Origin of the sequence: Paracoccus sp. M683 (assembly GCF_007096355.1) — a bacterium.
Lineage (GTDB): Bacteria > Pseudomonadota > Alphaproteobacteria > Rhodobacterales > Rhodobacteraceae > Paracoccus.
Map to the genome: position 1 here is coordinate 191,328 of NZ_VKDF01000003.1, position 26,433 is coordinate 217,760.

Here is a 26,433-nt window from a genome sequence, read left to right on the forward strand (position 1 = left end):
GCGCCGGGTGCGTCAGGACAGTTTCATCACGCGGGCGATATCGGCCAGCGCATCACGCTGCCGGTCGCTTAGGCCGCCGGCGCGTTGCCCGATATCGTTCAGCACCGGCAGAAGCGTCTGAAACGCGCCGCGATCCAACCGCGCCAACCGCTTGGCCAGGCGCGTGATCGCGGGTTGAGGGCCGTTGCATTCATTGACCAGCCAGCGGCCGACGATCATCATTTCCTCGATCTTGGTGCGGGTCGAGGCCAGTTGCTTTGTCAGCGATTGTGCCAGGGCCTGCTGATCCTCGCGCGAGGGCAGCCCGTCCAGTTCCAGAAAGGCCATGGCGGTGGCGGTGATTGCCAGTTCGGGATCGTCGATGCTGTCGGCAGGATGGGTGTTCGCCCGGCGGCGAAACCCAAGCGCCCGCGCAGCACCCAGGACATCGTTGGCCATATTGCCCAGTTCGCGGGCGGCCTCGCCTGCCATGCGTATGCGCCAGATCCAGAAACCTGCGGCGGCCAACGCGCCGATGATAGCAAAAACCATCCCAACCCCGAAATGAACACATGTCGCAAGGCGCGGCACTGCCGCGACTATGAAAGAGAACTCGGGCCATGGCAATCGGCGGAATCGCGTCGCGGGCTCGGCGGATTGTTGCGCAAGCCGTGGCGATCACGAAAACTGGACTGACATAGGCATTTGAGGAATGGCCGCTTTGGGCTAGCGACGTGACAACAGCAACAAACCTGTCGAGCACATGCCCCGTCTGACCCAGCTTTTCGCCCCGCTTGCCCTGTGCCTTGCCATCGCCGGATGCGACAGCGCCGTTACTGCGGATGGGGGGGGCGGTGTGAACAACCTGGTTCCCGTCAGCCCGCGGACCGCTGCCGTTGCTGCGCCGGTGGCGACGCAGGTGGCGATGCGGTGGGGTGATCGCAGCGGCTCGGACGCCTGGACCCAGGCCACGCTGGAGGCGTTGGACCGTCACGGCGTTCAGATCATGTCGCAGGTGCCCAAGGATATCGACGCCTATTGCCCCGGCTATGCCGAACGGGGGACCAACGGCCGCCGGGCTTTCTGGGCCGGCCTTCTGTCGGCGGTGGCCAAGCATGAAAGCACCTATAATCCGCAAGCCAAGGGCGGTGGCGGCAAATGGCTGGGGCTGATGCAGATCGCGCCGGCGACCTGGCGGTCCTATGGCTGCAACGGGCAGATGCTGGACGGGGCCGATAACATGGCTTGTGCGGTGAAAATCATGACCCAGCAGGTCGGGCGCGACAATGCGGTGGTGCGCGACGGCTCGGGCGGGTGGCGCGGCATCGCGCGGGACTGGGCTCCGCTGCGCAGCGCGGCCAAGCGGGCCGATATCGCGGCCTGGACCAGCCAGCAAAGCTATTGCCAGCAGCCGGTTACCAAGGGCTGATGGCCGAAGCCTCGGCCGGCGGGCTGCTGACCTTTGACAAGATCATCAGTGATCGTGGTTCGCGCTATGCCGTCAGCGGCGGGGTGGCGCATGACCGTGATCAGGTGGCGGCGCTGCTGGCCGGGCTGAAGCGGCAGAAACGGTTCGCCAAGGCCACCCATAACAGCTGGGCCGCGATCCTGTCCGGCGAGCCGGTCAAGGATGACGACGGCGAAAGCGGCGCCGGCACGCTGATACTGCAAATGCTGGAACGCGCGGGGATCAGCAATCATGTGATCGTCGTGACGCGCTGGTATGGTGGCAAGCATCTGGGCGGCGACAGGTTTCGCCATGTGGCCGATGCGGTGCGGCACTATCTGGATCAGACCGGGCTGGGATAGCGGCGCCCGGCTGGCCCAACCGGCTTGCCGTGACATCACGAAAAATCGCCTCTGGCCTCTTCGCGCCCGGCCGCTAGTATGATCTGGCATACCAGATGAGGGCATCATGGATTTCATGACGAAACTGGCCGAGGTCGTCGGCGGCGCGATGGTTCGGCTGCGGCGTTCGTCCGCGCCGCGGAAACAGGCCATCGGCGCCAGTCCCGACATCCCCGAGGCGCGCCGGCAGGGAATCATGACGCTGAAGATGCCCACGGCGAAAGGCTGGGTGCCGGGACACAAACCCAAGGCGGCGGACGGGTTGCAGGTCAATGCCTTTGCCTCGGGCCTGGCCCATCCGCGCTGGATCGAGGTTCTGGCGAACGGCGATGTGCTGGTGGCCGAGGCCCTGGCCGAGGAACGCCCGCCGCGCGACCTGTTCGACCGGGCCATGGTCGGCACGATGAAGCGCGCGCATGCCATGGGGGTCAGCGCCAATCGCGTCTCGCTGTGGCGGGACCGCGATGGCGATGGCGTGGCCGAGATCCGCAACGATTTCCTGACCGGGCAGAACCAGCCCTTCGGCATGGCCGTGGTGGGGGATACCTTCTATGTCGGCAATACCGATGGCATCGTCGCCTTCCCCTATCAGGCCGGTGCCGACCGCATCACCGGCGAGGGGCGGCGCCTGGTCGATTTCAAACCCGGCGGTCACTGGACGCGCAGCCTGATCGTCTCGGCCGATGGGCGGCGGATCTATGCTGGCGTCGGCTCGCTGTCCAATATCGGTGATCGCGGCATGCAGGAAGAAGAGGGGCGTGCCTCGATCTGGGAACTGGATCTGGAAAGCGGCGCGGCCCGCGAATTTGCCACCGGCCTGCGCAACCCCGTGGGCCTGGCGTGGGAGCCGGTGACGGGCAGGCTGTGGACCGTGGTGAACGAACGCGATGGGCTGGGCGACGAAACACCGCCTGACTATCTGACCTCGGTTCAGGATGGCGGCTTTTACGGCTGGCCCTATTGCTATTGGGGCCAGATCGTCGATGACCGCGTCCCGCAGGACAGCGCGCTGGTTGCCCGTGCGATCCGGCCCGATTATGCGCTTGGCGGGCATACCGCATCGCTTGGCCTTTGCTGGATGCCCGAAGGCACGCTGCCGGGCTTCGGCGATGGCATGGTGATCGGCCAGCACGGATCCTGGAACCGCTCGACCCTCAGCGGCTACAAGCTGATTTTCGTGCCTTTCGCGGATGGCCAGCCCTCTGGTCCGGCGCGCGATATTCTGTGGGGCTTTCTGTCGGAGGACGAAAAATGGTCCTATGGCCGACCTGTTGGCGTGGTCATCGGCCCGGATGGGAAATCGCTGCTGATGGCCGATGACGTGGGCAATGTGATCTGGCGGGTCAGCGGCGCCTGATCCGCCAAGTCGGGGGTCGGAGGCTCAGATGACGGTGGCGGACCAGTCGAAATTCTCGATCATCCACTGACCGATCCGGTTAACGCTGCCGGTGGCGATCAGCACCGCAAACAGGATCAGCATCAGCCCGGTCGCTTTCTCGGCATGCCCCAGCAGGCGGCGATGCCGGCTGGCCCAAGTCAGGAACGGGCGCGCAAAAGCGGCGATCATGACAAAGGGCATCGTCATGCCCAACCCGAAGATCAGCAACAGCGACACCCCCCGCCACAGATCACCGCTGCCCGAAGCGATCAGCAGAATCGCTGCCAGCGCCGGCCCGACGCAGGGCGTCCAGCCAAATCCGAAGGCAAGGCCGATCACATAGGCGCCAAGCGGCGACCCGCGAGGGGCCTTGGGCGCATATCGACTGTCCCGGTCAAGAAAGGGGACCCGCAGCGCGCCTAGAACATGCAGGCCAAGCATGAACAGGATGGCGGCCGCCAGATAGCTGAGCGGCTGCCGATAGTCGGCAAAGACCTTTCCAAGCGCCGTGGCCCCCAGTCCCAGCAGCATGAAGATCGAGGTGACGCCAAGCGCAAAGGCCGCCGCCGAAACCACAAGCCGGGCTTGCATGCCGGCGGGGATCGCATCCTGGCCGCGCAGTTCGGATATGGTCAGCCCGCCCATATAGGCCAGATAGAATGGGACCATCGGCAGAATGCAGGGCGACAGGAATGACAACAGCCCCGCCAGTCCTGCGCCGAGATGGCCGATATCCAGCATGTCAGCGACCCTCCTGCGGCGATGTTTCGGGCGGTGCAGCGCGGAAGTCAATCGCAGGGTATAGCGTCTGTCCGGGCCGGGCAGAAAAATGCATCAAATCCTATTAAATTACCGATTGTTTTCAGCGGGTTCATTTACGATTTGCTGGGCTAATCCTGCTAATTCCAGGGGCAGGGGCGCGTCATGCCCGGACAAGGGGCGAATGTCGTGAAGGTGATACCAAACAGCCAGACAGAATCGGGCCAGCGACCGAAGCCGGGCGGTTCGGTGGTCGGCGATATGCTGCCGGCCCTTGCATTGGCGGGGGTTGGCCTGATCGCGCTTGTCATCGCAACCCTGGCCGTGGCGAAGGGCACAGGACAATATCTGGTGCTTGGTCCGCCCTGGGCCGACCGGGCGCAGATGCACAGCATCGTCTGGCAGGCCGGAGGCGGGGTTGCGGGCGATGGCGGCCTGTCATCGGTGGTCATCGCCATGTCCGATGATGTTGATTTCGCGGATGCGCTGCGCGCGCAGGGTGCATGGCTGGTGATTGCGTCGCCGGTTCTGCAAGGCTGCTTCCGCCTGGCGCGCGGGGATGACCGATGACCGTCGAACTGGAGATGCTGCGCGAGCGATATGGCCGGCTTGTGGTCTGGCTGCTCTGGGTTCATGTCCCTGTGATGGGGCTGGCTGCGTTGTGGAACAAGGCGATGCCGGTCTGGGTCGCGTTGCTTGTCGCGTCGGTTTTTGCGCTGGCCTATCAGCTCAGCTTCGTCCGCCGGGGAACGACAAGGACGACGCAGTTCATCGCCACCGTCGCGCTGATCGCAGAGCCCGCCTTTCTGCTGGTGCTGTTCACAGGTCATCCGTGGCAGATGGACATGCATATGTATTTCTTCGCGGTGATGGCGCTGAACATCGCCTGGTTCGACCGGGCGCCAATATTTCTGGGCGCGATCCTGACGGCGCTCCATCATCTGGTTCTTCTGTATCTGCTACCTTATGTCGTGTTTCCGGCCGAAGGAGATTTGCCGCGCGTTCTGTTGCATGCGGTGATCGTCGCCTTTCAGATGGTCGTGTTGCTCTGGGTTGTCGGCAAGGTGCAGGAGACTTTTTCACGGATGAGTCGGCTCAGTGCCGAACTGGTCCAGAAAGGTGTCGCGCTGGAGGAGCGCACCCGTGACGCCGAATCCGCCAATCGCGCCAAAAGCATGTTCCTTGCCAATGTCAGCCACGAGATCCGCACGCCGATCAACGCGATTTTGGGGTTTTCTCACCTTCTTCAGCGGACGGCGCTTGAGCCTCGGCAAAAGGATCAGGTGTCCAAGATCAGTACGGCGGGCGTCGCGCTGTTGCGGCTGATCAATGATGTCCTGGATTTTTCGAAGATCGAGGCTGGCAAGCTGCAATTCGACGAACATGAATTCGATCTGCGCGCGGCGATCGAAAGCCAGCTGCAAATGGTATCCGAGACGGCTCATGCAAAGGGATTGCGGGTCGAGATCCGCGTGGACAGTACCATTCCGGCCTGTCTGATCGGCGATGACATGCGGTTCAACCAGATTGTGCTGAACCTGCTGAGCAATGCGATCAAGTTCACGCCAGCCGGCAGGATCGTGCTGACCGCCGAGATGCTGCGGCAAAAGAACGGGATCGCGGTCATCCAGTGCAAGGTGCAGGATACCGGCATAGGCATGACGGCCGAACAGAAAAACATCCTGTTCAATTCATTCGCGCAGGCTGATGCCTCGACCACCCGGCGTTTTGGCGGCACCGGTCTGGGCCTGGCGATCTGCCGGCAGATCGTCGAGCAGATGGGCGGACAGATCGGGGTCGAAAGCGAACCAGACCGGGGCAGCACGTTTACCTTCACCGTCTGCATGCGCGTCTCGGACAAGCTGACGCTGACCGAGACGCGGCCGGATCCCGCATTGAAGCGGCTGCGTGTGCTGATTGCGGATGACAATCCGGCGGCGCGGCAGATCATCCAAGAGATATTTGCCCGTTGGGGGATGCAGGCGGATCTGGCCAGTTCGGGCGAAAAGGTGATTGAAATGCTGCGGATCGCGGCGGTCGCGGGGCGTCCTTATGACTTGCTGATGCTGGATTGGAAGATGCCGGTGCTCGATGGTTTCGAGACGCTGCGGCGGATGCGCGCGACGCCCGAGATTTCACCGCAGCCCGCCACGATCATGATGACCGCCTATGATATCGAGGAATGCATCCAGCAGGGCGCAGGCCACCGGCTTGGGTCATTTCTGGGAAAGCCGGTCGACGCAGCGCGGCTCTGCGACGCACTGGCCCAGCTTTTTCCGCAGGATGCGGCCCTTAAACGTCAACAACCCGCTGTTGCGGTGCCTCCGATTGACTGCCCAAAGGTGCGAAGGGATCTGCATGGCTTGCGGATCCTGCTGGTCGAAGACAATGAAATCAACCGCGAGATCGCTGTCGAACTGCTGAAGGATGCCGGGCTTGACGTCGATTGCGCTGAAAACGGACTGGTCGCATGCAGAATGGTCAGCGAACGCGGGGACAGCTTTGCGGCCGTTCTTATGGATGTCCAGATGCCCGAGATGGACGGGGTCGAGGCGACACGGCAAATCCGCCGCGACTGGTCAGCCGAAGATCTGCCCATTCTCGCGATGACAGCCCATGCCTATGAAGAGGACCGTCAGCGCTGTCTTGCCTCGGGGATGAATGATCACATCGCCAAACCGATCGACCCGCAGGTATTCCTGGCCACGCTGGAGCGTTGGTTGCGTCGTTCTGCACCCTCAGGTCCTGCTTCGGCGCAGGGTGAGACGCGGCTGATATCAGGCGGCGCTGATCTGCCGTCGGAATTGCCGCCTTTCGACATTCCAGCGGCGCTTTTGCGGGTGAATGGAAAGCAACCGTTGCTGCGTCGGCTGATCATCGGCTTCCGCGACAGCTATAATGACGTGGCGGAACGGCTTGGCGCAATGCTGCATGCCGGCCAAGCCGATGATGCCGCGCGTCTGGCGCATGGGCTGAAGGGGGTTGCCTCGTCGTTGGAGTTGGCAGAGGTCGCAGCCATCGCCCGTCGGTTGGAAGATCGTCTGCGAGCCGGTCAGGAAGATGGCATGGGCAGCCTTCTGTCTGATCTGGGTGATGCAATGCGCGAGGCCATGGCAGCCGTTGCACTGCTGGATGGCGGGCCGGTTGCGCAAGGGGATCAGATCGCCGCAACGATGCCCGCGACGGGCCAGGGAAAAATACTGAACCTGTCTGAAGCGGCCGAAGCACGCCGGGCGCTGCGTGAGCAGATCAATCGCCACAGTCTCTCGGCCCGCAAGGGATTTCAGAATTATGCCGAGATTATGGGTATGACCCTGGACGAACGAGACGTCGATCCTATCGGGATTGCGATCCTGCGTTTGGACTATCACGAGGCACTGGCCCTGCTGGATGCGCGCTATGACGATCTTCGCCCCCGTGAAAGGGATATGTCGGCATGAACCAAAGACCCGTTGTCCTGATCGTCGATGATGAGATCGCCAATATCGAGATGATCGGCGCCGTCCTGGAAGATGACTATGAGATACTGTTCGCAAGATCCGGCAATCAGGCAATTGAAATTGCCAGGAAAACAAAGCTGGATCTGATCCTTCTGGATATCGTCATGCCGGGACTGGACGGGTATGAAACCTGTCGGCTGATCAAACAGGATCCCAAGCTTGCCGATCTTCCCGTGATCTTCACCACGGGCCTCGATTCAGTGGAATACGAGGTTCAGGGCCTGGCGGCGGGTGCCATCGACTATGTCACCAAGCCGGTCCAGCCGGTTGCGCTGCGTCGGCGTGTGGGCAATCATGTCGAGATGAAGCAGATGCGGGATCGCCTGACCAGCCTGGCGATGGTCGATCCTCTGACCGGGCTGGGAAATCGCCGCATGCTGGAAGCTGCGCTGGAAGAGGAAATCAGCCGCATGGCTCGGGAATCTCAATGGTTGAGCATGATCCTGGTTGACATTGATTTCTTTAAACAGTTCAACGACATCTATGGCCACCTAGAGGGGGATAAGTGCCTGCAAGCGGTTGCGAAGGCAATTGGCGCCGTGATGCGGCGAGGCAGCGATCATTGCACGCGTTTCGGTGGCGAAGAATTTGCATGCGTCTTGCCCAAGACCGATCTGGCCGGGGCGTTGCATATTGCCGAACAGATGCGCCGCAAAGTCGAGGATCTGGCCATCCCGCATGCCGGGTCGAAAATTGGGCCCTCTGTGACGATCAGTTCGGGGGTGCTGAGCCGCTATTGCGAACGTGGTATGACGATTCCGTCCTGGATCGAGAGTACCGACAAGCTGCTTTACGAAAGCAAGAACCTGGGAAGGAACCGGGTCACAGGGCGGGTGATCGGATTGATTTAACGATTGTTGCGCGGTGGCTTGTCCGACGGGAGTGAGGGAATGATGGAAAGCAGGCAAGCTGGGTGCTCTTTTCCGGTGTCACCCATGCAGCGGAGCCGCTGAGGGCATAGGATCTGCGCAGGCACGCAATACGAACTTTCCCACGGCATTTGCGGCCGGGCACGGATATGAACGTCCGATCGCCTAAAGCGAGGGCGGACACGCGGCCCGGACGGTATTCGGTGTTCGCCACCGCCACCAGAACCGTTCTGCCTCGCCCCGAAAGGGGACGGTGCTCCGGCCCTGCCGGCATTCATCAGCGACGATCCGGGGCGCGCAGCACCGGTCAAAGGTGGCCGTCACCCAGGGCATCACCGCAGTACGGCAGCACCGCAGCACTGGCATGGGTGATGGCTGCCGGCCGCTTCAGCCCAACATCATCCGCATGATATGTTGGGGCCCGATGCTGCCGCTGTGACACAGCTTTCCGGTATCGACAAAACCGGCTTTCCTGTAGGACGCGATTGCGGCCGGGTTGATCATGTTCACCGTCAGAATAAGGGCCCGCGCCTGCGGGTAGCGCGGCGGCACATATTCCGCCAGCGCCGCCATGGCCGCCGTCCCGGTGCCGCGCCCCTGTTCCGCTAGATCCACCATGACCCCGCGCACCCCCAGATCGCCGGGCAGGGCATAATCCAGCCGCTCGGCATAGCCGCGATCCAGCTTGAAGAACCCCACCGCCTGCCCATCGCGCAGAATTCGGTGAAAATCGACAAGCGGCTCGTCCGCCGCAAAATGCCCGGCGATGGTGCCGCAGAACGGTTCCTGCGCCGGGGCGACGCGGATATGGGCGACCGGCGTTGGGTCGCCCTTGGCCAGAGGCGCCAGCGTGATCACGCCTCGAGCGCCTCCAACTCGTCAATCAGCCCCTCGATCATCGACAGGCCCTTGTCCCAGAAGGCCGGGTCCGAGGCGTCGAGGCCGAAGGGCGCCAGCAATTCCTTGTGGTGCATCGCCCCCCCCGCCTTCAGCAGATCGAAATATTTCGACTGGAAGTCGGGCAGACCATCCTCATAGGCCGCATAAAGCGCATTCACCAAACCGTCGCCGAAGGCATAGGCATAGACATAGAAGGGCGAATGCACGAAATGCGGAATATAGGCCCAGAAGGTTTCATAGCCCGGCATGAATTCGAAGATGGGACCAAGGCTTTCGGCCTGCACCGACATCCACAGCGCGTTGATGTCGTCGGGCGTCAATTCGCCCTCGGCGCGGGCGGCGTGCAGTTTCACCTCGAAATCATAGAAGGCGATCTGGCGGATCACGGTGTTGATCATGTCCTCGACCTTGCCCGCCAGCAGTGCCTTTTTCTGAACCGGATCCGTGGTCTGGGCCAGCAGCGCGCGGAAGGTCAGCATCTCGCCAAAGACGCTTGCCGTCTCGGCCAGCGTCAGCGGAGTCGAGGCCAGCAGCTCGCCCTGTGCCGCAGCCAGCCGCTGGTGGACACCATGCCCCAGCTCATGCGCCAGCGTCATCACGTCGCGCGGTTTGCCCAGATAGTTCAGCAGCACATAGGGGTGGACCGTCACCACCGTCGGATGCGCGAATGCACCCGGCGCCTTGCCGGGCTTCACGCCTGCGTCGATCCAGCCCTTTTCGAAGAAAGGTTCAGCAAGTTCAGCCAGGTCCGGCGAGAAACTGCCATAGGCATCCAGCACGGTTTTGCGTGCCTCGGGCCAGTCGATCACGCGCGGCGTCTCGGTCGGCAGCGGGGCGTTGCGGTCCCACACCTGCATTTTTTCCAGCCCCAGCCATTTCGCCTTCAACGCGTAATAGCGATGCGACAGGCGCGGATAGGCGGCGGTGACGGCGTTGCGCAGGGCCTCGACCACCTCGGGCTCGACATGGTTTGACAGGTGCCGGCCATATTGCGGCGTGGGCATCTTGCGCCATTTGTCCTCGATGGCCTTTTCCTTGGCCAAGGTGTTGTGAACGCGGGCGAAAAGGCCGATGTTTTTCTGGAACACCACGGCCAGCGCGCGGGCGCCGGCCTCGCGCCGGGCGCGGTCATGATCGGTCAGCAGGTTCAGTGTGGCTTCAAGGCCAAGCGTCTCGCCGTCCACCTCGAATTCCAACCCGGCGGTGGTTTCGTCGAAAAGACGATTCCAGGCGGCGGCGCCGACGACCGAATTGTCGTGCAGGAACTGTTCCAACTCGTCCGACAGCTGGTGCGGCCGCATGGCGCGCATCCGGTCAAATACCGGCTTATAACGGGCGGGGCCGTCCGGGGCAGTGAATACGGCCTGATAGGTCGCATCGGGGATACGGTTGAATTCAAGGCTGAAAAACACCAGCGGCGTGGTGAAGTCGGTGATCTTCGACTGATAGTCGCCCAGCATCTTTGCCCGCGCAGGATCGGTCGTCAGCTGGTAATAGCGCAGGCCGACATAGGACATGATGCGCCCGCCAAGGATGTCGATCGCCTCGTATCTCAGGATGGCCCCCAGCATCTCGGCCGGGGTCAGGTCGGCCAGTTTTCCCTGATAATCGGCGGCAAAGCTGGCGGCCTGATTCTTCAGTGCCTCCATGTCGCGGGCCAGATCCGGTGCATCGGGTGCGGGGTAAAGGTCGGTCAGGTCCCATTCGGGCAGGTCGCCAAAGGGCTTGTCGGTTACAGGGTCCTGGGCATCGTAAAGCGGCTTCGGCAGCATGAGAGGTCCTTTCTGTTGGGACCAGATGTGGACCGCAGATGGGCTGGGTGCAAGGGCGCGGCTTTGGTAATCTGCGCCGGCATGGGCATGGACAGGCCCCGCGGAAGGGGGGACAATCACCCCGATGAATGCAGCAAAAGGGGCATCGCATGGGCGCGCCAAATCCACGGCTGGACAGGTTCTTTGCGCGGGACAAGCCGTGGCGGGCGGAAATGCAGGCCCTGCGCCGGGTGGTTCTGGATGGTCCGGTGGACGAGGATCTGCGCTGGCGCCAGCCTTGCTATCGGGCGCATGACGGCAATATCGCGATCCTGGGCGCGATGAAGGAAGGCGCGTTCCTGTCCTTTCTGAAAGGGGTGCTGCTGCCCGATCCGCAGGGGTTACTGCTGGCGCCGGGGGAAAATTCGCGCTCGGCCCGAATGATGAAGTTCACCAGCGTCGAGCAGGTCGAGACCCAGGCCGCAGCCATTCGCGCCTTTGTCGATGCGGCGGTCCAGAACGAGAAGGACGGCCGCAAGATCACCTTTGCCAAGGATGATCTGGACTGGCCGCCCGAGTTGGAGGCCGCGCTGGACGACGATCCGGCCCTGCGCGCGGCGTTCGAGGCGCTGACTCCGGGCAGGCGGCGTGGCTGGCTGCTGCATTTCAGCCAGCCCAAACAATCGAAAACAGTCGTGGCACGGATACAGAAGGCCGCGCCGCGGATTCTGGCCGGGCAGGGCATGCATGACCGCTGACGACCGGCCGGTGGCGGTGGATTGCGGGGCGCGGGCGGGCGCGCTATCACCCGACCATGCGTATCCTGTTCGTTCATCAGAATTTTCCCGGTCAGTTCCTGCATCTTGCGCCGGCCCTGGCGGCACGCGGCCATCAGGTTCTTGGCCTGACGGATGAGCAGAACGAACGGCCCAGCCCGGTGCGGGTGGTCCGCTATGCCACCCCCACCAAGGTCGAGATCAGTTCGGGTTTTGGGCGAACCTATGCCGATTACGCCGAGCGCGGCTATCTGACCGCTAGAGGATGCCGGGCGTTGCGGGACCGCCACGGCTTTGTCCCCGACGTGATCTTTGGCCATTCGGGCTGGGGTGAGACGCTGTTTCTGCGCGAGATCTGGCCCGAGGCAAAGTTGCTGGTCTATGCCGAGCTGATGTATCGCACGCGCGGGCATGATGTGGGTTTTGACGCCGAGATCAGTCCTGCCACCGATGAAGGGCGGTTCATGACCATCGCGCGATCCGCGCATCTGATTCAGGGTCTGGTTCAGGCCGATGCGGCAATTGCGCCGACACGCTATCAGGCCGAAAGTTTTCCGCCCGAGCTGCGCGGCAAGATCACCACCATCCATGATGGCATCGACACGGATCTGTTGCGCCCGAACCCGCAGGCCAGTGTCACCCTGCCCGACGGGACGGTGATGCGCGCGGGTGATGAGGTGATCAGCTTTGTCAACCGCTCGCTGGAACCCTATCGTGGCTTTCACATCTTCATGCGCGCCTTGCCCGAGGTGCTGGCCGCGCGTCCCGATGCGCATGTGGTTCTGGTCGGCGGAGAAGGTGTCAGCTATGGTGCGATGCCCAAGGATGCTGACAGCTGGAAGGCCAAGATCCTGGCCGAGCTGGACGGCAGGCTTGATCTTGAACGTGTGCATTTTACGGGCCGGTTGCCCTATGGCGACTATGTCTCGTTGTTGCAGGTCGCGCGGGTGCATTGCTATCTGACCTTTCCTTTCGTGCTGTCCTGGTCGCTGACCGAGGCGATGGCGGCGGGCGCCTATATCGTCGCATCCGATACAGAGCCGGTGCGCGAAATGATCCGCGATGGCGAAAATGGCAGGCTGGTACCGTTCTTCGATGTGCCCGCCCTGTCGGCGGCGCTGATCCGTGGCTTGCAGGGCGACGCTGATGCCGCGCGGCTGAAGGCAGCGGCGCGGCAGAGTATCCTGGACGGCTATGACCTGCGCCGGCACAGCCTGCCACGGCTGATCGAATGGGTGGAAAGCTTCGGACCGAAGGTGTAAGCGGGCCTCTGATCTGAAAAGAGGCGAGCCATGGTCGAGATCCGGCTGACAAACACGAAGACGCGGCGGAAAGAGGGATTCACGCCGCTGGATCCGTCAAATGTGCGGCTGTATCTGTGTGGCCCGACCGTCTATGATCGCGCCCATCTGGGCAATGCGCGGCCGGTTCTGGTCTTTGACGTTCTGGTGGGGTTGCTGCGCCATGTCTATGGCGCGGATCAGGTGACCTATGTGCGCAATTTCACCGACGTCGATGACAAGATCAATGCCGAGGCGCAGCGCCGCAAGGGGTTGGGCAGCCCGCTGTCACTGGAAGACCTGATTTCCGAGCGGACCGAGGAAACGATCGGCTGGTATCACGCCGACATGGATGCACTTGGCGCGGCGCGGCCCGACTTTGAGCCCCGCGCGACCCAATATATCCCGCAGATGATCACGATGATCGAGACGCTGATCGCGCGCGGGAATGCCTATGCGAAGGCTGGGCATGTGCTGTTCCGGGTCCGCAGCTTTGACGATTACGGCAAGCTGTCGGGGCGGTCGGTCGATGACATGATCGCGGGCGCCCGCGTCGAGGTTGCGCCGTTCAAGGAAGATCCGATGGATTTCGTTCTGTGGAAGCCGTCCGATGACGATCTGCCGGGTTGGGACAGCCCCTGGGGCCGGGGGCGTCCGGGCTGGCATATCGAATGCTCGGCCATGTCGGCGGAACTGCTGGGTGACAGTTTCGACATTCATGGCGGCGGCATCGACCTGCAATTCCCCCATCACGAAAACGAGGTCGCCCAAAGCTGCTGCGCCCATCCGCATGCGGGCTTTGCGAATGTCTGGCTGCATAACGAGATGTTGCAGGTCGAGGGCAAGAAGATGTCCAAATCCCTGGGCAACTTCTTCACCGTTCGCGACCTTCTGGATCAGGGCGTGCCGGGCGAGGTGATCCGCTTTGTCATGCTGTCCACGCATTACCGCAAGCCGATGGACTGGACCGATGTGAAACGCGCCGAGGCCGAGGCGGTGCTGCGTCGGTGGCGTGGCCTCACGGCGGGCATCGAGCCCGCCGCGACGCCTGCGCCCGCCGTCATCGCGGCGCTTGCCGATGACCTGAACACTGCGGGCGCGATTGCGGCGCTGCATGAATTGGCGGGGCAAGGCGATGGGGCGGGGCTGCTGGCCGGGGCGCGGATGCTGGGGCTGCTGACCGATGATCTTGGTGGTTGGGCCGAGGCGGGCGATGAGGCCGGCGCACTGATCGAGGCGCTGCTGGCGGCCCGGACCGACGCCCGCAAAGCCCGCGATTTCGCCCGCGCCGATGCGATCCGTGACGGGTTTGCAACGGCCGGGGTCGAGGTCAAGGATACGGTGGCGGGGGCCGAATGGTCGCTGGCCACGGGCTTTGATCTGGCACGGCTGAAGGCCTTGGTCGCAGAGGTTGGATCTTGACCCTTGCGATCTGCGCCGAGGCGCTGCGCGAACAGGACCCGGACCGCTTTGGCGCCATGCTGGCGGCTGCGCCGGATGACCGGCCCCGGCTGATCACGCTTTATGCGCTGAACCTGGAACTGGCCCGCGCGCCCTTTCAATCGGCCGAACCGATGCTGGCCGAGATGCGGTTGCAATGGTGGATCGACCGGCTGGCGGAAATGGGGCAGGGCACGGCCCCGCCTTTTCATGACGTGCTGACGCCGCTATGGGACAGCTGGGGCCTTGCGGCCGGATCGCTGGTGCCGCTGGCCGACGCGCGGCGGCGCGACGCGGCGCGCGACGCCTTTGCCGATCAGGCCGAGGTGCTGGCCTATGTCGATGCGACGGCGGGCGGTGTAATGTGGGCTGCGGCGCAGGCGCTTGGCGCGCCGGACGCTGCGCGGCAGGTGGTGGCGGCGCAGGCGCGGGGCGCGGGGATGGCGGCGTGGCTGCGGGCCTTGCCGCAATTGCAGGGCATGGGGCTGGGATTGGCGCGGCCGGGGCCGGATCACGTTGTGGCATTGGTACGGGCCGGAACCGACGCCTTGTCACAGGCGCGGGAATTGCGCCGCATCGTGCCGCGCCGGGCGGCGCCCGCGCTGTTCGCGGGATCGGGGACCGGCGCATTTCTGGCCGCGCTGGTCCGTGATGCCGGCGATATTGCGGCGCAGCCGACGGTTTCACCCTTTCGTCGCCGGGCCGCGCTGGCCCGGCTGGCCCTGACCGGGCGCTGGTGGGTCTGAGCGGTCAGGTCGCGCCGGGATAACCCACCGATTTCAGCGCCGTTGCGATTTCGTCCAGAACGACCGGGTCGTCGATCGTGGCGGGCATCTTGAAATCGTCGCCATCGGCGATCTTGGCCATGGTCGCGCGCAGGATCTTGCCTGACCGGGTCTTGGGCAGCCGGTCCACGACCACCGCCGTCTTGAAGGCCGCGACGGGGCCAATTTCATCGCGGACGCGGGCCACGACCTCTTTCACCACCTGCGCATCGGGGGTGTCGACGCCCTTTTTCAGGCAGAGGAACCCAAGCGGCGATTGGCCCTTCAGGCTGTCAGCCACGCCAATCACCGCACATTCGGCAACGGCGGGATGGCCGGCCAGAACCTCTTCCATCGCGCCGGTCGACAGGCGGTGGCCAGCCACGTTGATCACGTCGTCGGTGCGCGCCATGATGTAAAGATAGCCGTCCTCGTCAACATAGCCCGCATCGCCGGTTTCGTAAAAGCCGGGGAAGTGGTCCAGATAGGATTTTCGAAACCGCCCTTCGGCATTCCACAGCGTCGGCAGGGTGCCGGGCGGCAGCGGCAGCTTCACGGCGATCGCGCCAAGCGTGCCGGCGGGAACGGGATGGCCGGCCTCGTCCAGGATCTGCACGTCATAGCCGGGCATGGGATGGGTCGGGCTGCCTTTCTTGACCGGCAGCAACTCGATCCCCAAAGGGTTGGCGGCGATGGCCCAGCCCGTCTCGGTCTGCCACCAATGGTCGATGACCGGGACATTCAGATGATCCTCGGCCCATTGCACGGTGTCGGGGTCGGCACGCTCGCCCGCCAGAAACAGCGCTTGCAGGGACGACAGGTCATAGGCGCCGATCAACTCGCCCTTCGGATCCTCGCGCTTGACGGCGCGGATGGCGGTGGGGGCGGTAAAAAAGCTTTTGACCCCGTGATCCTGAATCACCCGCCAGAAGGTGCCGGCATCGGGTGTGCCCACGGGCTTGCCTTCGAAGACGATGGTGGTGGCGCCGGCGATCAGCGGGGCATAGCAGATATAGCTGTGGCCCACGACCCAGCCCACATCGGACGCCGCCCAGAACACGTCGCCGGCCTCGATGCCATAGACGTTCTTCATCGTCCACATCAGCGCGACCAGATGCCCGCCAGTGGCGCGCACCACGCCCTTTGGCTGGCCGGTCGTGCCGCTGGTGTAAAGCACATAGGCCGGATGGTTGCCCGGCACCGGCACGCAATCGGCGGGGATGGCGCCCTGCTGGAAGGCCTGCCATTCGAAATCGCGGCCCGGCGTCAGCGCGGCCTGATGTTCGGGGCGCTGGTAGATGACGGTGAAATCGGGCTTGTGCCCGGCCTGGTCGATGGCGCGGTCCAGCAGGGGTTTGTATTCGACGATCCGGCCCGGCTCCAACCCGCAGGACGCGGCGATGATCGCCTTGGGCTGGGCATCGTCGATGCGCACGGCCAGTTCATGGGCGGCGAAACCGCCAAAGACGACGGAATGAATCGCGCCAAGCCGGGCACAGGCCAGCATTACCACCAGCGCCTCGGGGATCATGGGCATATAGATGATGACCCGGTCGCCCTGGCTGATGCCGCGCGCGGCCAGCGCGCCGGCCAGCTGCGCGACCCTGCCTTGCAGGTCGGCATAGGTGATCGAGGTTTTCCGCCCGGTGATCGGGCTGTCATGGATGATCGCCGCCTGATCGCCGCGCCCGGCCTGAACATGCCGGTCCACCGCGTTCCAGCAGGTATTGACCATGCCATCGGCAAACCATTCGCCCGCCGGACCCTGATCGAAGAAGGCGCGGCTTGGTGCCGCGATCCAGTCGATCGCCCGCGCCTGTTCCATCCAGAACCCCTCGGGATCGGCCTTCCAGCCCTCATAGATTTCGCGATAAGCCATGATCCTCCTCCGGTGCTGCGGGCAGCTTGCGCCATGTTGTTACGCTGCGTCAGGTGCCCGCGCAAGAATCCTGCGCGGGGTGGTGGCGTCAACCCTGGCAGGGGCGCGACGATCCGCCGCAGTCGGGCGGGGGGCCGGATCAGCCGTAATGCGAGACAGGCGTTCCGGCCAGCGCCGACATGTTCAGCAGCCCCCGCGCGGTGATCGAGGGCGTCACGATATGGGCGCGGTTGCCCATGCCCATCAGGATCGGCCCGACCTCCAGCCCGCTGGCGCGCATCTTCAGCGCGTTCCTGACGCCCGAGGCGGCGTCGCTGCTGGCAAAGATCAGCACATTGGCCGGGCCTTCCAGTCGCGATCCGGGGAAGATCCGCTCGCGCAGATCGGGGTCCAGCGCGCTGTCGACCTGCATTTCGCCATCGAACATGAAATCGACCTCGTGGCCTTTCAGCAGGTCCATCGCCTCGCGCATCTTGTGCCCGCCGGGCGTGTCGAGATTGCCGAATTGCGAATGGCTGCACAGGGCGATGCGCGGGGTGATGCCAAACCGGCGGACATGGCGTGCCGCGCCGATCGTGGCCTCCATCACCTCCAGCGGGGACGGGTCGTGATGGACCTGCGTGTCGGCAATGAACAGCGGCCCGTCTTCCAGGATGACCATCGACAAGGCACCCACCGGGTGCAGCCCGTCGCGCGCCAGGATCTGTCGCACATATTGCAGATGCCAGCTGTATTGGCCGAAGGTGCCGCAGATCAGGCTGTCGGCCTCGCCCCGGTGAACCATGACCGAGGCGATGGCGGTGGTGTTGGTGCGCATGATCGCCCGCGCGATGTCGGGCGAGACGCCGCGCCGCGCCATCAGGTGATGATAGGTTTCCCAGTAATCGCGGTAACGCGGGTCGTTTTCCGGGTTCACGATCTGGAAATCCTTGTCCGGCCGGATCGGCAGGCCGGCCCGTTCGGCCCGCATCTCGATCACCTCGGGACGGCCGATCAGGATCGGCACGTCGGTCGTTTCCTCGATCATTGCATTGGCGGCACGCAGCACGCGTTCATCCTCGCCCTCGGCAAAGACGATGTTGCGCGCGGCAAGCGCCGATGCCTCGAATACCGGGCGCATGATCAGCGCCGATTTGAAGACCGAGCCATCCAGCTTGCGCTTATAGGCATCCAGATCCTCGATCGGGCGCATTGCGACCTTGGTTTCCATCGCCGCGCGCGCAACGGCGGTCGAGACAACGCCGATCAGCCGCGGATCAAAGGGCTTGGGGATCAGGTAATCGGGGCCGAAGGTCAGGATCTCGCCGCGATAGGCGGCTGCGGCCTCGGCGGCGGTGGTGGCGCGGGCAAGGGCCGCGATGCCCTCGACGCAGGCGATTTCCATCTCGTCATTGATTTCGGTCGCGCCGACATCCAGCGCGCCCCGGAAGATGAAGGGAAAGCACAGGACGTTATTGACCTGATTGGGAAAATCGCTGCGGCCGGTGGCGATGATCGCGTCGGGGGCGACGCTGCGGGCAGCGTCGGGCAGGATCTCGGGCGTGGGGTTGGCCAGCGCGAAGATGATCGGCGCCTTGGTCATACGCGAGACCATTTCAGGTTTCAGCACACCAGGCCCGCTGAGACCCAGGAACATGTCGGCGCCGTCGATCACCTGGCCAAGGGTGCGCAGGTCGCTGTCCTGCGCGAACTCGGCCTTTTGCGGGTTCATATCCTCGGCACGGCCCTTGTAGACCAGCCCGTGAATGTCGCAGAGCCAGATATTCTCGCGCTTCACGCCCAGTTTCAGCAGCATGTTCAGACAGGCGATTCCCGCCGCGCCGCCGCCGGTCGAGACGATCTTGATGTCCTCGAACCGCTTGCCGGCCACGCGCAGCGCATTGGTGGCCGCCGCACCGACGACGATGGCGGTGCCGTGCTGGTCATCGTGAAAGACCGGGATGTTCATCCGTTCGCGGCACAGGCGTTCGACGACGAAACATTCGGGCGCCTTGATGTCCTCAAGGTTGATGGCGCCGAATGTCGGTTCCAGCGCGCAGACGATATCGGCCAGCTTTTCGGGATCGGCCTCGTCCACCTCGATGTCGAAACAGTCGATATTGGCGAATTTCTTGAACAGGACGGCTTTGCCTTCCATCACTGGCTTGGATGCCAGCGCGCCGATATTGCCCAGCCCCAGCACCGCCGAACCGTTGCTGACAACCGCGACCAGATTTCCGCGCGCGGTGAAGCGGGCGGCATTTGCCGGGTCGATCTTGATCTCGACACAGGCCTCGGCCACGCCCGGCGAATAGGCCCGGCTAAGGTCGCGGCCATTGGCCAGGGGCTTGGTCGCCCGGACCTCCAGTTTGCCGGGGCGCGGAAATTCGTGATAATCCAATGCCGATTGGCGCGCATTGTCCTGCCTGCGATCGTCCATTCTGCTTCTTCCCCCGCTGCCGACCTGTTGTCGTTGACCCTTGGTTAGCGCATTTTCTTTGCCACGAACAAGCGGGGCAACGCTTGCAAACACCTCTGACGGCGGCGAAACTGTCCGTCAGATTTCAGGAGAATGCCGATGTCACTGCTGGATGCGGCGCGCGACGTGCGCGAGGCGGCCTATGCGCCCTATTCGAAATTCAAGGTCGGCGCGGCCGTCAGAGGGGCCTCGGGCGCGGTCTATCGCGGCTGCAATGTCGAGAATGTGGCCTATCCCGAGGGCACCTGCGCCGAGGCCGGCGCCATCGCGGCCATGGTGGCGGCCGGCGAGACGCGGCTGGTCGAGGTTGCCGTCATCGCCGACAGCCCGGCCCCGGTGCCGCCCTGCGGTGGCTGCCGTCAGAAGCTGGCCGAATTTGGCGCGGCCGAGGTGCCGGTCACGCTGGCCACGACCGCAGGCGTGTTGCAGCAGACCACGATCGGGGATTTGCTGCCGGGCCGGTTCGACCTGTCGCATATGAGCCGCGCGGAATGAGCACTGATCCGCGCCCGGTCATTGCGCGCATTCGCGACGGGCGGGGGCTGGATGCGGCCGGGGCCGCGCTGATCGCACGCGGGCTTGCGGATGGTTCGGTCAGCGACGCGCAGGCGGGGGCCTTTGCCATGGCGGTTCTGACGCGCGGCGCGGGGCAGGGCGGGCGCGCGGCCCTGACCGCCGCGATGCGCGATTCGGGCGATGTACTGGTCTGGGATCTGCCAGGCCCGGTGCTCGACAAGCATTCAACCGGTGGCATCGGCGATACCGTCAGCCTGGTTCTCGCGCCGGTTCTGGCCGCGCTTGGGGCTTATGTGCCGATGATCTCGGGGCGGGGCCTGGGCCACACCGGCGGCACGCTGGACAAGCTGGAGGCGATTCCCGGCTATCAGGTCGACATCAGCGAAGGCGAATTTCGCCGCGTTGTCGCTGATGTGGGTTGCGCCATCGTTTCCGCCACCGGCGAGATTGCCCCGGCGGACCGGCGGCTTTACGCGATCCGCGACGAAAGCGGCACGGTGGAAAGCCTTGATCTGATCACCGCCTCGATCCTGTCCAAGAAGCTTGCGGCTGGCTTGCAGGGCCTGGTGCTGGACGTGAAATGCGGCTCGGGCGCGTTTTCCAAGACGCCGGATGCGGCCGAGGCCCTGGCCCGTGCGCTGGTGCGAACCGGGACCGAACTGGGCTGCCCGACGCGCGCGCTGATCACGGATATGGATCAGCCACTGGCGCGCGCCGCCGGCAATGCGCTGGAATTGCGCGCGGCCATCGCGGCCCTCAGGGGTGAGGGTGGTGCGCTGGCCGATCTGTCGCTGGCCCTTTCGGCGCGATGTCTGGATCTGGGCGGGTTGACCGGCGATCCGTCTGCGGTCATCGCCAGCGGCGCTGCGGCGGAACGCTTTGCGCGCATGGTCGCGGCGCTTGGCGGGCCTGCGGATCTGCTGGACAATCCCGATGCCCATCTGCCGGCCGCCCCGGTGATCCGCGCGGTCCATGCGGTCCGGCCCGGCCATGTCACGTCCATCGACACCGAGGCGCTTGGCCATGCGGTCGTGGCCCTTGGCGGCGGGCGGGTACAGGCGGGGGACCGCATCGACCCTCGGGTGGGGCTTGCCGATCTGCTGCGGATCGGCGAAGAAACGCGATCAGACCGACCGCTGGCCATGGTGCATGCCGCAACCGAGGCGCAGGCCGACCGGGCCATCCGGGCCGTGGCGGCGGCCTATCACCTGGGCGAGGCGCCCAAAGCGCGCCCGCTGATCCTGAAGGACATTGCCGCCGATGACTGACGCGCGCGCCTTTCTGATCGTCATGGACAGCGTCGGCATCGGCGGTGCGCCCGACGCCGATCGCTTTTTCAACGACGGCCGGCCCGATACCGGGGCCAATACCCTTGGCCATATCGCACAGGCGCGCCCGTTGCACATGCCGGTGCTGGCGGGGCTGGGGCTGGGGGCGGCGGTGCGGTTGGCCTCGGGTCAGGAGGCGCCGGGGCTGATGGCCGAACCGCAGGGTCTGTGGGGTGCCGCAACCGAAGTGTCGAACGGCAAGGATACGCCGTCGGGCCATTGGGAAATCGCCGGCGTTCCCGTCCCCTGGGACTGGCATTATTTTCCCGACACCCATCCCAGCTTTCCGCCCGAGGTGACGGCCCGCATCCGTGAACTGGCCGGGACGGCGGGGATTCTGGGCGACTGCCACGCCTCGGGCACCACCGTGATCGAGCAGCTGGGCGAGGAACATCTGCGGACCGGCTGGCCGATCTGCTATACCTCGGCTGACAGCGTGTTGCAGATTGCCGCGCATGAGGAAGCCTTTGGCCTGCAACGGCTGCTGGATCTGTGCCGCGATCTGGCGCCGATGCTGCATGCGATGCGCGTGGGCCGGGTGATCGCGCGGCCCTTCCTCGGGACCGACAGGGCCAGTTTCCAGCGCACCCCCAACCGTCGCGATTTCGCCATCGCACCGCCCTCGGATACCATCCTGGACATTGCCGCCGCCCATGGCCGCGTGACCCATGCCATCGGCAAGATCGGTGACATCTTCAGCCATCGCGGCATCGCCCATCTGCACAAGGGCAAATCCGATGCCGACTTGGCCGAACACCTGATCCGCCTTGGCCATCAGGCCGAGCCGGGCAGTCTGACATTTGCCAATTTCGTCGAGTTCGACACAAATTTCGGCCACCGGCGCGATATTCCCGGCTATGCCGAACAGCTGGAATGGTTCGATACCATTGCCGGTCGGTTCCTTGCCACGCTGCGCCCCGGCGATCTGGCCATCTTCACCGCCGATCATGGCAATGATCCCTCCTGGACAGGCTCCGACCACACCCGCGAAAGGGTGCCGGTCGTGGGCTGGGGGCGCGGGTCGCGCGCCATCGGGCAGGTGGCATTCAGCGATCTCGGCGCATCGGTCCTTGATGTGCTGGATCTGCCCATAACAACAAGAAAAGGCACAAGCTTTCTATGAAAGGTCTCAAGAAAACCGAATTGCACCTGCATCTGGAAGGTGCTGCCACCCCGGCCTTCATCCGCGGTCTGGCCGCCGAGAAAAGCGTGAACCTGACTGGCGTTTTCGATGAACGCGGCCATTACGCCTATCAGGATTTCAACGAATTTCTCAGCGTGTACGAAGCCGCGACCAGCGTGCTGAAAACGCCCGCCGATTATGCGCGTCTGTTGCAATCGGTGCTGGAGGAATGCGGTGAACAGGGCGTGATCTATGCCGAGCTGTTCGTCTCGCCCGAGTTTTGCGGCGGCGGCGATCTGTCGGCCTGGCGCGACTATCTGGGTGCGATGACCGAGGTGGCCGACAAGATGCGCGCCGAGGGTGTCGACAGTCGCGCCATCGTGACCCTTATCCGCCATTTCGGGCCGGATCGCGGCAGGAAAACCGCCATCTGTGCCGCCGAGACAGCGGGCGATTGGGTGACCGGCTTTGGCATGGGCGGCGCCGAACTGATGGGCCGCGCCACCGATTTTGCCTGGAGCTATGATGCCGCGCGCGAGGCCGGGCTGGGCCTGACCTGTCATGCAGGCGAATGGGGTGGCCCTGCCAGCATCCGCGACGCACTGGAACTGGGCATCAGCCGCATCGGCCACGGCGTTCAGGCCATCGACGACCCCGCACTGGTCGAGGAACTGGCCGAACGCGGTATCGTGCTGGAGATCTGCCCCGGATCGAATGTCGCGCTGCGGGTCTATCCTGACTGGCGGTCACACCCCATTGCCCGGCTGCGCGATGCCGGGGTGAAGGTCACCGTCTCGACCGATGATCCGCCGTTTTTCCACACGACGATGGGGCGCGAATATGACCTTCTGGCCCAGACCTTCGGCTGGCAAGAGGATGATTTCCGCCAGATCAACCTGATGGCGGTCGATGCCGCCTTCTGCGACGATGCGACCAAGAACCGCCTGAGGAAGGAATTTGCATGAGCCAGCAGCCGCACCTGACCGTCGTGACCCACCCGCTGATCCAGCACAAGCTGTCGATCATGCGCGACAAGACCACCTCGACCGCCAGCTTTCGCCGGCTGCTGCGCGAGATCAGCCTGCTTCTGGCCTATGAGGTCACGCGCGAACTGGACCTGACGACCGAGCGGATCGAAACCCCGCTTGGCCCCATGGACGCCCCCCGGCTAGAGGGCAAGAAGCTGGCGCTGATCTCGATTCTTCGGGCTGGCAACGGTCTGATGGATGGGATCCTCGAACTGATTCCTGCGGCGCGGGTGGGCTTTATCGGCCTCTACCGCGACCCCGAGACGCTGCAACCGGTAAAATACTACTCAAAAGTTCCGGCGCAGCTGGATGCGCGCATGACCATCGTGGTCGACCCGATGCTGGCCACCGGCAACAGCTCGGCAGCGGCCATCGACATGCTGAAGGCCGAAGGTGCGAAAAACATTCGTTTTCTCTGCCTTCTGGCCGCGCCGGAAGGGGTCGAACGGATGCGCCAAAGCCATCCTGACGTGCCGATTTTCACGGCTGCGCTGGACGAACGGCTGGATGATCACGGCTATATCGTGCCGGGGCTGGGAGATGCAGGAGATCGGATGTTCGGCACGAAATAGCGGCGCATTAACCGGCGATTAGCCTGCCTGGTCTAGAACAGGGCCATGGAAGCGCGAATTGACGGATATGGGATGCGAACCGGGTTTCGGATGATGCTTGTCTTGCTGGCAATCTGGCCGGCATCCGCGATTCTGGCCGGAACGACCGGCCCGGTCGAACTGCCGCCCGACGATTTCACGGCGCCGCAATATATAGACAGCGCCGGCTGCGTCTATCGCAGGCAGGGCGCGGTCTGGGCGCCCAGGTTGGACAGCGCGGGGGCGGTGATCTGCGGCTTTCCGCCGTCGCTGCCCGGCCATGCCGCTGCTGGCGACGAAATCGAGGCAGCCAGCCCGGCATTACGCCTGTCTGTAACCCTTGCCGAAGGGTTGCAGAACGGCGATGTCATTGGCAGCACCGATGAAAACCTGCGCCGGACGCCTGTGGCGACGCCACAGCCCAGATCGGGCGAACTGGCCGAACTGGGGCGCGCCATGGATGCGATACCGGCCATGCGCTCTGCCGCGGCTGGCCAACCTGCGGGGGGCAAGCAGCTTTGCGAGTTGTTGGGATATGAAACGGCCAGTGCGGGCGGAGGCGGTGCCACGCTTGGCATCTGCGCAGCCGGCGGTGGGGCAATGTTGCCGGCGCAAGTGGTGACGGCGGCAGCCCCGACCGAGGGGCGGACAGGACGCTCCCGAGACGAAAAAGTGCAGGTGACGGCCGTTTCCAGTCGTCCCCGGATGCCGGTCGCGGGGGCGAATGCATCCGGTTCGGCCGACCGGAAACCCGACCAGCGCAAGATGCCGGCCGAGCCGCGCGCGCCCAGTACCGTGGCCGCCGGCCCTGCAATCGAGATGGTGCCCGCAGGCGCCCGCTATATCCAGGTCGGCCGGTTCCCGATTCCGGCGGATGCGGATGCCGCGATCCGCCATCTTTCCGGGATGGGGTATCCCGTCGTGCGTGGTGTCGGTGATCGCGCAGATGTCGGTGGCCGTCTGGTCATGGCGGGGCCATTTGCGGATCGCCGGGCGGTGATTGCCGCGTTGGACCATCTTCGCGCGACCAGCTATCCCAAGGCCACCGCCCGTTAGGGTCGCAGCGCCCTTGGGCAGACGGCCGATCCGGGTCGTTGCATTGCAGCCTTGCTGCGCGGCGGGTGCGCCGCGCAATCCGGTCGGATCTGACCGTCGGGATGAGTTTCAGAAATGGTCGGTGGATGGATGATGCGATTCAAAAATGTGGATCATCCCAATTGTCAGCCTGCGCAGATCAGCCGCAGGGCCTGCCATTGCGGCTCGGTCAGGACCGGCGCCGGAGGGGGCTGCATGCCATAGGGGTCGGCCTCGATCAAGCCCAGGACGGTCTCGCCGCTTGGGTCGATACCGCGCGCATAGGGTGTCGAGGGGATGCCCTTCGCGGCCATCTCGGCCAGCAGGATCGCGTCATCGGGTCGCTCTGATGCCTGGGTCAGCACAATTTCGCCATAACCCAGCAAGGCATCCTGCGGCAGGTGGCCTTGTGTCAGCAGTTGAACCGCCGCGCGCGGTCCGGCATGATCCAGGGCCTGCTGAAGCGCCATCCGCGCCGTGGGGGCAAGCGAGGCGGCCAGCAACTGACCGGCAAGCAGTTCCGGGGCGGAATCCTCGGACAGCAGATCCTCGCCGATCAGAAACAGGTCGCCGGGCAGGCGCCGCGCACCGGAAAGATTCGCCGGCACGACGACGATCCGCGCATTTGCCGGCAGCAGGCGGTCTGCCAGATTGCCAAGGACCGCATCACCGGACACGCGATGGCAGGGCGCCCCGGTGGAACGGGTGATCTCGGCCAGGACCGCATCGCCGATCTGGGCGGCCTGTGCGGGCTGTGCGATGGCGCCGGCATGGCGCACCAAGGCACCGGGCAGCCACAGCAGGCCCGCGCCGACCATCGCCACGGCGGCAAGCGCCATCAACCCGCCGCGCAGCCGCCCCGGATGGGCGCGCCGCGACTGGATCGCGCGATGCACCCGCTCGATCGCGTCGATCATCAGCTCTTCAGTGATTTCAAGCTGTTCGTCTGGCTGATCGGCGGTCGGCGAATAGATCGCGGGCAATTTTCCGGGGTTCAGTCGCGTAACGGCCGGCAGCGACCAATGCGACAAGGGACGGTCCGATTTAGGATCGCTGAGAATCAGCGTCGCATCGCCGACCGACACCACCACCTCTTGAAGGCGCGAATCTGGCCCGGCGCGCCATGCGCCCGGTGATTCCAGCCGTACAAATTCGGTCAGCGCCGTCATTCATGCCTGCCTGCCTGCCGCGGG

23 protein-coding genes are annotated in these 26,433 nt (G+C 64.4%); 16 read left to right on the forward strand and 7 right to left on the reverse strand.

From position 1 onward, the window contains the following. Positions 1 to 12: 12 nt before the first annotated feature. Positions 13 to 531, reverse strand: coding sequence for a hypothetical protein (locus FNJ84_RS05805; protein WP_143792066.1), 519 nt, complete (start codon positions 529 to 531; stop codon positions 13 to 15). 211 nt (positions 532 to 742) lie between these two features. Between FNJ84_RS05805 and FNJ84_RS05810 the strand changes: the two genes are divergently transcribed. From FNJ84_RS05810 to FNJ84_RS05820, 3 genes are all read left to right on the forward strand, one after another. Beyond that, positions 743 to 1,408: a transglycosylase SLT domain-containing protein gene (locus tag FNJ84_RS05810; protein ID WP_143792067.1), complete on the forward strand. Its 666-nt coding sequence runs from the start codon at positions 743 to 745 to the stop codon at positions 1,406 to 1,408. Then, positions 1,408 to 1,788 carry a YigZ family protein gene (locus FNJ84_RS05815; RefSeq protein WP_143792068.1) on the forward strand — a complete coding sequence of 127 codons (381 nt, stop codon included), beginning with the start codon at positions 1,408 to 1,410 and terminating at the stop codon, positions 1,786 to 1,788. Before FNJ84_RS05810 ends, FNJ84_RS05815 begins: the two co-directional genes overlap by 1 nt. A gap of 106 nt (positions 1,789 to 1,894) precedes the next feature. After that, positions 1,895 to 3,184 carry a sorbosone dehydrogenase family protein gene (locus FNJ84_RS05820; protein ID WP_143792069.1) on the forward strand — a complete coding sequence of 430 codons (1,290 nt, stop codon included), beginning with the start codon at positions 1,895 to 1,897 and terminating at the stop codon, positions 3,182 to 3,184. Positions 3,185 to 3,208: 24 nt separating this feature from the next. Here FNJ84_RS05820 and FNJ84_RS05825 read toward each other — a convergent pair whose 3' ends face one another. Next, positions 3,209 to 3,946, reverse strand: coding sequence for a cytochrome c biogenesis CcdA family protein (locus FNJ84_RS05825; RefSeq protein ID WP_143792070.1), 738 nt, complete (start codon positions 3,944 to 3,946; stop codon positions 3,209 to 3,211). A 207-nt stretch (positions 3,947 to 4,153) separates the two neighbouring features. Here FNJ84_RS05825 and FNJ84_RS05830 point away from each other — a divergent pair, with 207 nt between their 5' ends. From FNJ84_RS05830 to FNJ84_RS05840, 3 genes are read left to right on the forward strand one after another with little or no spacing between them, the layout of a single operon-like run. Continuing rightward, a complete protein-coding gene (locus FNJ84_RS05830; protein WP_143792071.1) occupies positions 4,154 to 4,534 on the forward strand; it encodes a hypothetical protein in 381 nt (126 codons plus the stop codon). Further along, the gene (locus FNJ84_RS05835) at positions 4,531 to 7,404 is read left to right on the forward strand and encodes a response regulator (protein WP_143792072.1); all 2,874 of its coding nucleotides are present in this window, start codon (positions 4,531 to 4,533) and stop codon (positions 7,402 to 7,404) included. Before FNJ84_RS05830 ends, FNJ84_RS05835 begins: the two co-directional genes overlap by 4 nt. After that, entirely contained in the window at positions 7,401 to 8,315 is a 915-nt protein-coding gene (locus tag FNJ84_RS05840) for a diguanylate cyclase (protein WP_143792073.1), read from the forward strand. Before FNJ84_RS05835 ends, FNJ84_RS05840 begins: the two co-directional genes overlap by 4 nt. Positions 8,316 to 8,720: 405 nt before the next feature. Here the strand turns inward: FNJ84_RS05840 and FNJ84_RS05845 are convergent, their stop codons facing one another. Both FNJ84_RS05845 and FNJ84_RS05850 read right to left on the reverse strand, forming a co-directional pair. Beyond that, entirely contained in the window at positions 8,721 to 9,191 is a 471-nt protein-coding gene (locus FNJ84_RS05845) for a GNAT family N-acetyltransferase (protein ID WP_143792074.1), read from the reverse strand. After that, positions 9,188 to 11,005, reverse strand: a complete 1,818-nt coding sequence (locus FNJ84_RS05850) for a M3 family oligoendopeptidase (RefSeq protein ID WP_143792075.1) — start codon at positions 11,003 to 11,005, stop codon at positions 9,188 to 9,190. The genes FNJ84_RS05845 and FNJ84_RS05850 overlap by 4 nt, the downstream gene beginning before the upstream one ends. Positions 11,006 to 11,154: 149 nt before the next feature. Here FNJ84_RS05850 and FNJ84_RS05855 point away from each other — a divergent pair, with 149 nt between their 5' ends. Genes FNJ84_RS05855 through FNJ84_RS05870 form a run of 4 tightly spaced genes read left to right on the forward strand, consistent with a single transcriptional unit; the run spans position 11,155 to position 15,226 of the window. Further along, positions 11,155 to 11,742 carry a YdeI family protein gene (locus FNJ84_RS05855; protein ID WP_143792076.1) on the forward strand — a complete coding sequence of 196 codons (588 nt, stop codon included), beginning with the start codon at positions 11,155 to 11,157 and terminating at the stop codon, positions 11,740 to 11,742. A 56-nt stretch (positions 11,743 to 11,798) separates the two neighbouring features. After that, positions 11,799 to 13,022 (forward strand): glycosyltransferase, encoded by a 1,224-nt coding sequence (locus FNJ84_RS05860; protein WP_143792077.1) that lies wholly within the window; start codon positions 11,799 to 11,801, stop codon positions 13,020 to 13,022. Between the two features lie 30 nt (positions 13,023 to 13,052). Then, positions 13,053 to 14,462, forward strand: coding sequence for a cysteine--tRNA ligase (gene cysS, locus FNJ84_RS05865; RefSeq protein WP_143792078.1), 1,410 nt, complete (start codon positions 13,053 to 13,055; stop codon positions 14,460 to 14,462). Then, positions 14,459 to 15,226: a squalene/phytoene synthase family protein gene (locus FNJ84_RS05870; RefSeq protein WP_143792079.1), complete on the forward strand. Its 768-nt coding sequence runs from the start codon at positions 14,459 to 14,461 to the stop codon at positions 15,224 to 15,226. The genes cysS and FNJ84_RS05870 overlap by 4 nt, the downstream gene beginning before the upstream one ends. A 4-nt stretch (positions 15,227 to 15,230) precedes the next feature. On the opposite strand, the gene FNJ84_RS05875 is transcribed toward FNJ84_RS05870, so the two are convergent. Beyond that, the gene (locus FNJ84_RS05875) at positions 15,231 to 17,123 is read right to left on the reverse strand and encodes a propionyl-CoA synthetase (RefSeq protein ID WP_143792080.1); all 1,893 of its coding nucleotides are present in this window, start codon (positions 17,121 to 17,123) and stop codon (positions 15,231 to 15,233) included. A gap of 139 nt (positions 17,124 to 17,262) precedes the next feature. Continuing rightward, the gene (locus FNJ84_RS05880) at positions 17,263 to 19,542 is read right to left on the reverse strand and encodes an NADP-dependent malic enzyme (RefSeq protein ID WP_143792081.1); all 2,280 of its coding nucleotides are present in this window, start codon (positions 19,540 to 19,542) and stop codon (positions 17,263 to 17,265) included. Between the two features lie 138 nt (positions 19,543 to 19,680). On the opposite strand from FNJ84_RS05880, the gene FNJ84_RS05885 reads away from it, so the two are divergent. From FNJ84_RS05885 to FNJ84_RS05910, 6 genes are all read left to right on the forward strand, one after another. Then, positions 19,681 to 20,076: a cytidine deaminase gene (locus FNJ84_RS05885; RefSeq protein WP_143792082.1), complete on the forward strand. Its 396-nt coding sequence runs from the start codon at positions 19,681 to 19,683 to the stop codon at positions 20,074 to 20,076. Beyond that, positions 20,073 to 21,365: a thymidine phosphorylase gene (locus FNJ84_RS05890; RefSeq protein WP_143792083.1), complete on the forward strand. Its 1,293-nt coding sequence runs from the start codon at positions 20,073 to 20,075 to the stop codon at positions 21,363 to 21,365. The genes FNJ84_RS05885 and FNJ84_RS05890 overlap by 4 nt, the downstream gene beginning before the upstream one ends. Beyond that, on the forward strand, positions 21,358 to 22,548 hold the full coding sequence (locus tag FNJ84_RS05895; protein ID WP_143792084.1) for a phosphopentomutase: 1,191 nt from the start codon (positions 21,358 to 21,360) through the stop codon (positions 22,546 to 22,548). The genes FNJ84_RS05890 and FNJ84_RS05895 overlap by 8 nt, the downstream gene beginning before the upstream one ends. Then, entirely contained in the window at positions 22,545 to 23,513 is a 969-nt protein-coding gene (locus FNJ84_RS05900) for an adenosine deaminase (RefSeq protein WP_143792085.1), read from the forward strand. The genes FNJ84_RS05895 and FNJ84_RS05900 overlap by 4 nt, the downstream gene beginning before the upstream one ends. Continuing rightward, positions 23,510 to 24,148: a uracil phosphoribosyltransferase gene (gene upp, locus FNJ84_RS05905; RefSeq protein WP_143792086.1), complete on the forward strand. Its 639-nt coding sequence runs from the start codon at positions 23,510 to 23,512 to the stop codon at positions 24,146 to 24,148. The genes FNJ84_RS05900 and upp overlap by 4 nt, the downstream gene beginning before the upstream one ends. 90 nt (positions 24,149 to 24,238) lie before the next feature. Beyond that, positions 24,239 to 25,222 (forward strand): SPOR domain-containing protein, encoded by a 984-nt coding sequence (locus FNJ84_RS05910; RefSeq protein ID WP_221931936.1) that lies wholly within the window; start codon positions 24,239 to 24,241, stop codon positions 25,220 to 25,222. Positions 25,223 to 25,386: 164 nt separating this feature from the next. On the opposite strand, the gene FNJ84_RS05915 is transcribed toward FNJ84_RS05910, so the two are convergent. Further along, positions 25,387 to 26,409, reverse strand: a complete 1,023-nt coding sequence (locus FNJ84_RS05915) for a hypothetical protein (protein ID WP_143792088.1) — start codon at positions 26,407 to 26,409, stop codon at positions 25,387 to 25,389. Positions 26,410 to 26,433: the final 24 nt, after the last annotated feature.